Origin of the sequence: Pseudomonas sp. 2995-3, from assembly GCF_002742565.1 — a bacterium.
Classification (GTDB): Bacteria; Pseudomonadota; Gammaproteobacteria; order Pseudomonadales; family Pseudomonadaceae; genus Aquipseudomonas; species Aquipseudomonas edaphica.
On the sequence record NZ_LJSB01000148.1, the window covers coordinates 1 to 915 of the forward strand.

The 915-nt window shown below is 56.9% G+C and carries 1 protein-coding gene; it reads left to right on the plus strand.

The features are described from left to right. Positions 1–915, plus strand: a 915-nt coding sequence (locus tag AOA62_RS07565; protein WP_368665708.1) for an immunoglobulin-like domain-containing protein, incomplete at both ends; no start/stop codon positions are given.

Sequence of the window (915 nt, forward strand, 5' to 3'; positions counted from 1 at the left end):
ACAACGCCGGTGAATACCACCGTCACGGATACACCTGGCACTGCGGACACCACGACCGTCACGCTGACCGCGCCAAGCGCAGTCAATGAAGGTGGTCAGATTACGTACACCGCGACCTTGAGCAACAAGGCCGGTACTGACGTAACCCTGAAACTGGATAACGGCTCGACCATCACCATCAAAGCTGGTGACACCGTCGGCACCGTAACCGTCCCTGCGCCTAGCGATGACGTGTTCATCGACAAGAGCACCCAGACGGTCAAGATCACCGACACTGCTGGCGGCAACTTCGAGAAACTGGACGTTGCAGGTAACGGCGCAACCACCACGATCAACGACACTATCGACAAAGTGGATGTAGTTCTGACTGCCACCACTACCGTTGGTGAAGGCGGCAACATCGTCTATACCGCCAGCCTTGTGGATAAAAACGGCGCGCCGGTGACTAACATCACCAACCCGTTAACCGTCACTCTCGATAATGGCCAGACCATCACCATCGGCGTTAATCAGTCGAACGGCAGCGTGACCGTTGTAGCTCCAGATGACGTGTACAAGGGCGACCAGACTGTCACTACCGCTATTAAAGGCGTCACCGGTGGCGAGCACTTCGAAAATCTGGTTCCAGGCACCACGCCGGTTAGCACCACTGTCACCGACACTCCGGGTACTGATAACACAACTACTGTCACGCTGACCGCGCCAAGCGCAGTCAATGAAGGCGGTCAAATTACGTACACCGCGACCTTGAGCAACAAGGCTGGCACTGACGTAACCCTGAAACTGGATAACGGCTCGACCATCACCATCAAAGCGGGCGACACCGTCGGCACCGTGACCGTCCCTGCGCCTAGCGATGACGTGTTCATCGATAAGAGCACCCAGACCGTCAAGATCACCGACACCGCTGGCGGC